General features: G+C 53.0%; 5 protein-coding genes. 1 reads left to right on the forward strand and 4 read right to left on the reverse strand.

Going from position 1 to position 6,758, the window contains the following annotated elements; translation table 11 throughout:
• Nucleotides 1-13: 13 nt before the first annotated feature.
• The 4 genes from aceK to metA form a co-directional block, all read right to left on the reverse strand.
• Complete coding sequence (gene aceK, locus FDX09_RS14865; RefSeq protein WP_038636181.1) at nt 14-1,795, reverse strand: bifunctional isocitrate dehydrogenase kinase/phosphatase; 1,782 nt, start codon at nt 1,793-1,795, stop codon at nt 14-16.
• Between the two features lie 102 nt (nt 1,796-1,897).
• On the reverse strand, nt 1,898-3,202 hold the full coding sequence (gene aceA, locus FDX09_RS14870) for an isocitrate lyase (RefSeq protein WP_038636179.1): 1,305 nt from the start codon (nt 3,200-3,202) through the stop codon (nt 1,898-1,900).
• A 31-nt stretch (nt 3,203-3,233) separates the two neighbouring features.
• Nucleotides 3,234-4,835: a malate synthase A gene (gene aceB, locus FDX09_RS14875; protein WP_042313075.1), complete on the reverse strand. Its 1,602-nt coding sequence runs from the start codon at nt 4,833-4,835 to the stop codon at nt 3,234-3,236.
• Between the two features lie 268 nt (nt 4,836-5,103).
• A complete protein-coding gene (gene metA / locus FDX09_RS14880) occupies nt 5,104-6,033 on the reverse strand; it encodes a homoserine O-succinyltransferase (RefSeq protein ID WP_042313076.1) in 930 nt (309 codons plus the stop codon).
• Between the two features lie 157 nt (nt 6,034-6,190).
• On the opposite strand from metA, the gene FDX09_RS14885 reads away from it, so the two are divergent.
• A complete protein-coding gene (locus tag FDX09_RS14885; RefSeq protein WP_087856556.1) occupies nt 6,191-6,628 on the forward strand; it encodes an acetyltransferase in 438 nt (145 codons plus the stop codon).
• Nucleotides 6,629-6,758: the final 130 nt, after the last annotated feature.

Consider the following 6,758-nt stretch of genomic DNA (forward strand, 5'->3'; position numbering starts at 1 on the left):
AAGCGCAGCGCCATCAGGCACGGCGTACATTGCCGGATGGCGGCGCAAGGGCCTTATCCGGCCTACGGTCGGTTTCATAACGTACGCTAAACCGCTGCCGACGACGGTAAGCGTAAACATCTTCCACGTGACCTTCACGGATCCGCGTTTGCAGCCCTCGCCAGTAGTCGGCGCTGAACAGGTCGGCGTGCATCTCCTCAAACAACGGCCCGATGCGCGGGTCGGCACATAGCCAGTGACGAAACTCTTCCGGGAAGACATCCCCCGGCGACACGCTGTACCACGGTTCAGCGCTCATCTCATCTTCCGGGTAGCGCGGCGGTGGGATATGGCGGAAATTCACCTCCGTCATATAGCAAATTTCATCGTAGTCGTAGAACACCACGCGCCCGTGGCGGGTCACACCGAAGTTCTTAAACAGCATATCTCCCGGGAAAATATTGGCGGCGGCCAGTTGACGAATGGCGTTGCCGTACTCTTCTATCGCGTCGCGCAGCTGCTGGCCTTCGACCTGCTCCAGCCAGATATTCAGCGGCACCATGCGCCGTTCGATATACAGATGGCGAATAACAATCTGATCGCCGAGATCGGTAATTTTTTCCGGCGCTTCCTGCAGTAGCAGCGCCATCAGCGCCGGGTCGATTTTCCGTTTATCCAGCACAAAGTTTTCAAACTCCTGGGTATCGGCCATGCGCCCGACGCGATCGTGCTCTTTCACCAACTGGTAGCAGGCGCGGACGTGCGCGGCGGACATCTCCTTTTGCGGCGCAAATTTGTCTTTGATGATTTTAAACACCCGGTCGAAGCCCGGTAGGGTAAACACCAGCATCACCATGCCGCGGATCCCCGGCGCTTCGATAAATTGCTCATCGCAATCAGCGAGATAAAGCAGATACTCGCGGTAGCTTTCGGTCTTCGCGTGTTTCTGACAACCAATCGCCATATACAATTCAGCGGTGGTTTTACCGGGCAGGATCTCGCGCAGCCACTCCACTAACGCCGCGGGCAGCGGAGCGTAAACCATAAAGTAGGAGCGGGCAAAGCCAAACACAATGCTCGCTTCCGCCGTCGTGGTCAGACAGGTATCGACAAACAGTTCGCCTTCGTCAGTCCGGTGGATTGGCAATAAAAACGGCAGCGTCCCGGAAGGGGTAATCAGCTTACCGACCAGCCAGGCGGCCTTATTGCGATAAAACAGTTCGTTCGCCACCTGTAAATGACAGCGCGGCAACACATCCGCACCCAGAGTTTCGGTCAGGTGTTCGATGATGTAGTGGATATCACGATGTTTGTTCTGCCACGGTAGACGCAGAGGCAGATCGCTGAGAACGCGGGTGAGTAGCCACTCCCAGCCGGTATCGGGAAAAAAGTCTTTCGCCAGCGGGCGGGGGATCGTGCGAAAACGGCGCTCTGGCTGAGAGCTAAAAATAAACAGCCGCTCGGGAGTCAGCGAGCGGTGGTCAAATAACCGGCAGTAAACGGAGTTAAAGAAGCTCTCCGCAATCTCGAAGCGCGGATAATCCGGCAAGAGCCGGGTGTAATGATCTTTCACGCGGAGCAAAAAATCCGCGTCGGTACTTTTGCCGTCAGTAATGCAGCGCAACTGTTCCACCACCAGACCCACATGATGATCGTAAAGGTGAATACGGCTTTTCATCGCCTGCTGAACCGCATGCCAGTCGGCATGTTCAAAACGCTGCTGCGCGCCGGAGGTGACTTCCAGAAAACGCCCGTACTGGGCGTCGAAACCTTGTAAAATTGTCTGAGCAATCAGTAATTCCAGGCCACGCGTCATCGATATCTCCCATCCGGCACAACGTCATGCCGGATGGCGCATACGCTTTTCCGGCCTACATCCCTTCGTAGGCCCGGTAAGCGCAGCGCCACCGGGCATTGATCAGAACTGCGATTCTTCGGTGGAACCCGTTAACGCGGTAACGGAAGAGGCGCCGCCCTGAATGATGGTGGTAACTTTATCGAAGTAGCCGGTACCCACTTCCTGCTGGTGGGACACGAAGGTGTAACCGTCTTTTGCCGCCGCAAATTCTGGCTGCTGCACCTTCTCAACATAGTGGCGCATGCCTTCACCCTGCGCATAGGAGTGCGCGAGGTCGAACATGTTGAACCACATGCTGTGAATACCTGCCAGGGTAATGAACTGGTATTTATAGCCCATGTCCGACAACTGCTGCTGGAAGCTGGCAATGGTTTTATCATCCAGATTTTTCTGCCAGTTAAACGACGGCGAACAGTTGTAGGCCAGCAGTTTACCTGGGAATTTCGCATGAATGGCATCGGCAAAGCGCTTCGCCAGTTCGAGGTCTGGTGTGGAAGTTTCACACCACACCAGATCCGCATACGGCGCGTAGGCCAGACCGCGGCTGATCGCCTGCTCAATACCAGCATGTGTACGGAAGAAGCCTTCGCAGGTACGTTCGCCAGTAATGAATTCGCTGTCGTAGGCATCGCAGTCAGAGGTAATCAAATCAGCTGCGTCAGCATCGGTACGCGCAATCACCAGCGTCGGCACGCCCATCACGTCGGCAGCCAGACGGGCCGCCACCAGTTTCTGAATAGCTTCCTGAGTCGGCACCAGCACCTTACCGCCCATGTGACCGCATTTTTTCACTGATGCGAGCTGATCTTCGAAGTGAACGGCTGCTGCACCAGCCTCAATCATCGATTTCATCAGTTCAAACGCGTTCAGAACCCCGCCAAAGCCCGCTTCCGCATCGGCAACGATCGGCAGGAAGTAATCCACGTAGCGCGGATCGTTCGGCTCAATACCGCTTGACCATTGGATCTGATCCGCACGACGGAAAGTATTGTTGATCCGATCCACCACTGCCGGGACGGAGTTCGCCGGATACAGCGATTGATCCGGATACATGCTGGAGGCCAGGTTGGCATCTGCCGCCACCTGCCAGCCAGAAAGGTAAACCGCTTCAATACCGGCTTTCGCCTGTTGCAGCGCCTGGCCGCCGGTCAGCGCGCCGAGGCTGTTGATATACCCTTTCTTCGACTCACCGTGCAGCAGACGCCACATTTTCGCCGCACCAAGCTGCGCCAGCGTGCATTCCGGGTTGACCGAGCCACGTAATTTCACCACATCCTCCGCGCTATATGGACGGGTGATGCCTTCCCAGCGCGGTTGAGTCCACTCTTTCTGTAATTCTTCGATTTGTTGATTACGGGTTTTCATGTGCAGATGCTCCATATTGTTATGTGGTGAGTTAAGCCAGCAGGCGGTAACCTGGCAGGGTCAAGAAATCGATCAGTTCATCAGAGGTAGTGATTTGCTCCATCAGACGCGCGGCATCGTCAAAACGCCCGCTGCTGTAGCGGTGCTCGCCCAGTTCGTCCTGAATCACCAACATCTCTTCGGCCAGCATCTGGCGGAACAGCGGTTTGGTCACCGGCTTGCCATTGCTGAGCGTTTTCTGGTGGTGGATCCACTGCCAGATAGAGGTGCGGGAGATTTCAGCGGTGGCCGCATCTTCCATCAGACCGTAAATCGGCACGCAGCCGTTACCGGAGATCCACGCCTCGATATACTGCACCGCGACACGGATATTGGCGCGCATACCCTCTTCGGTACGCTCACCGTCGCACGGTGCCAGCAGCTGTTCGGCGGTAATTGGCGCATCTTCTTCACGCGTTACAAACAGCTGATTTTTGTTTTCTCCGAGCACGTCGTTGAATACCGTCATTGCGGTATCTGCCAGGCCCGGATGGGCAATCCATGTACCGTCATGACCGTTATTCGCTTCCAGCGCTTTATCCGCTTTTACCTTGGTCAGAACCTGGTTGTTACGCTCGGCATCTTTACTGGGAATGAACGCAGCCATGCCGCCCATCGCGAACGCGCCGCGTTTATGACAGGTTTTAATCAACAGACGCGAGTAGGCGCTAAGGAATGGCTTATCCATCGTCACCACCTGACGATCTGGTAGCACGCGATCCGGGTGGTTCTTCAGGGTTTTGATATAGCTGAAAATGTAATCCCAGCGGCCACAGTTCAGGCCCACAATGTGATCACGCAACGCGTGCAGAATTTCGTCCATCTGGAAAACAGCGGGCAACGTTTCAATCAGCAGGGTCGCTTTGATGGTGCCGCGCGGCAGGTTAAAGCGGTCCTCTGCATAGCTGAACACTTCACTCCACCAGGCAGCTTCTTGCCAGGCCTGCGTTTTTGGCAGATAGAAATATGGGCCACTGCCTTTTGCCAGCAATGCTTTGTAGTTGTGGAAGAAGTAGAGTGCAAAATCGAACAGGCTGCCCGGGATGGATTCGCCACGCCAGGTGACGTGTTTTTCCGGCAGATGCAGACCACGCACACGACACACCAATAAAGCTGGATTGGGTTTAAGTTGATAAATTTTACCCGCTTCGTTGGTGTAACTAATGGTGCCATTGACCGCATCGCGCAGGTTGATCTGCCCGTCGATAACTTTGCTCCACTCAGGGGCCAGCGAATCTTCAAAGTCAGCCATAAAGACTTTGACGTTCGCGTTCAGCGCGTTGATGACCATCTTGCGCTCAACCGGTCCGGTAATCTCTACGCGGCGATCCAGTAAATCATCAGGAATACCGCGAATTTTCCAGTCGCCCTCACGAATGGAAGCTGTTTCCGAAATAAAATCAGGCAACTTACCGTTATCAATATCCTGCTGCTGCTGGATCCGCGCAGCCAGAAGCTTATTCCGCTTAGGCGTAAATCTTGTCACCAGTTCAGTCAGAAACTCCACCGCTTCTCCGGTCAGGATTTGCTGCTCCTGTTCGCCACGCGGCCTGGTGAAGACCAGTTCATCGGTTGTCGTTGCCTGTTGATTCATTGCGTAGTTCCTCGTCAGTGATCCAAACACATCCCCAATGCGAACGAAGGATCGTTGTGCGGTTTTCGTTCAGCACAACTAAGACTACTCATTTAAATTTCAAAATCAAAAACAATTTCCATTTTTAAATTAATTATCAATTAACCTATTGATAACAATATAAATAAAATTTAATTACACAGTGAGGTGCGTTTCGGAAATAAAAAAGGCACCCGAAGGTGCCTGATTCAACATGCTGAAACGCTTAAGGATCGTCTGCTACAGAAGATTAATCCAGCGTTGGATTCATGTGACGCAGATCATATGGCGTGATCTGGTAGACGTAATAGTTGAGCCAGTTGGTAAACAACAGATTGCCATGGCTACGCCAGGTTGCCCGCGGTTTGTTTTGCGGGTCATCTTTCGGGAAGTAGTTATAGGGTACTTCCGGGGATAAGCCCGCTTCAACGTCACGAAAATATTCGCTACCGAGCGTGTGCGCGTCATACTCCGGATGACCCGTCACAAAGGCAATGCGTTTATCTTTGCTGGCGAACAGATAGGCATCGCCCTCTTCCGTTTCGGCAAAAATCTCGAGATCGGTATAGTCGCGGATAAGTGCGGCAGGGAAGTCGGCATAGCGCGAATGAGGGGCCAAAAATGCATCATCAAATCCGCGCGTCAGCAACGCATGAGGATGCAGAATATGATGCTCATAGACGCCGGAGAGTTTATCCGTGCGGGTTTGCTTGGGAATGCCATAAAGGATATTCAATGCGGCCTGTACCGCCCAGCAGACAAACAGCGTCGAGGTAACGTGATCTTTAGCCCACTCAAGAACCTGTTTTATCTGCGGCCAGTAAGCCACGTCATTAAACTCAACCAGACCCAGCGGCGCCCCTGTAACGATCAGTCCATCAAAGTTCTGATCGCAGATATCCTCGAAATTACAGTAAAAGTTATTCAGATGCTCCGTTGGGGTGTTGCGTGACTCGCGGGCATCGATGCGCAATAGCTGAACATCTACCTGTAGCGGTGAGTTAGACAATAAACGCAGGAACTGGTTTTCCGTTTCAATCTTCTTCGGCATCAGGTTGAGGATAAGTACCTTCAGTGGACGGATTTCCTGACCGGAAGCGCGGGATGTCGTCATGACAAAGACGTTTTCCTCACGCAAGAAATTGACGGCGGGTAGTTCGTCCTGCACGCGAATTGGCATAACCTGATAACCTCACTACATACGTTTAAACGTTTAGACATCCAGATAGCTGAAGATACCCAGGAATCAGCAGAATGTCGAGCCTACATCCTCAAGTTGAGAAAGTTTCACGGTTCCTTGCTGTAGAATAGTGCAGTAAAGAAAAAAGGAGAATGCTATGACCTTTACCATCCGTCGTTCGCGTCAGGACGAAGGAGACAAGTTAGTTTCTATTTGGTGTCGCTCAGTGGATGCCACGCACCATTTCCTCTCTGCGGATTATCGGGTTGAACTGGAACAGCTGGTACGTTCTTTTTTACCAGAAGCCCCTCTATGGGTTGCAGTGACAGAGCAGGATGAGCCAGTCGCCTTTATGCTCCTGACCGATCAGCATATAGATGCCCTGTTTGTCGATCCGGATGTGCGTGGTAGTGGCGTTGGTAAGCTGCTGATTGAACATGCTTTATCAATGAGTTCCACGCTAACAACTAACGTTAACGAACAGAATGAACAAGCGGTTGGATTCTATAAGAAGATGGGATTTAGCGTGACGGGACGTACAGAGGTGGACGATCTTGGGCGCCCCTACCCGTTGCTCAATCTCGTGCGCGGGTAGCAGGGCAAGTTTTTACGTGGTGCGGGATTGCCTGATGCGCTGCGCTTATCAGGCCTACAAAATACGTTCAGTACAACGTAGGCCGGATAAGGCGGGACGCTGCATCCGGCAGGTTTCATTTCGTACAGAC

The sequence above is a fragment of the Citrobacter sp. wls717 genome (genome assembly GCF_005280955.1).
Taxonomy (GTDB): domain Bacteria; phylum Pseudomonadota; class Gammaproteobacteria; order Enterobacterales; family Enterobacteriaceae; genus Citrobacter; species Citrobacter werkmanii.

Excerpts from the sequence above, each read along its gene's own strand:
- FDX09_RS14885 (WP_087856556.1), top strand. The coding sequence starts at position 6,191 with ATGACCTTTACCATCCGTCGTTCGCGTCAGGACGAAGGAGACAAGTTA.
- aceB (WP_042313075.1), bottom strand. The coding sequence starts at position 4,835 with ATGAATCAACAGGCAACGACAACCGATGAACTGGTCTTCACCAGGCCG.
- aceA (WP_038636179.1), bottom strand. The coding sequence starts at position 3,202 with ATGAAAACCCGTAATCAACAAATCGAAGAATTACAGAAAGAGTGGACT.
- aceK (WP_038636181.1), bottom strand. The coding sequence starts at position 1,795 with ATGACGCGTGGCCTGGAATTACTGATTGCTCAGACAATTTTACAAGGT.
- metA (WP_042313076.1), bottom strand. The coding sequence starts at position 6,033 with ATGCCAATTCGCGTGCAGGACGAACTACCCGCCGTCAATTTCTTGCGT.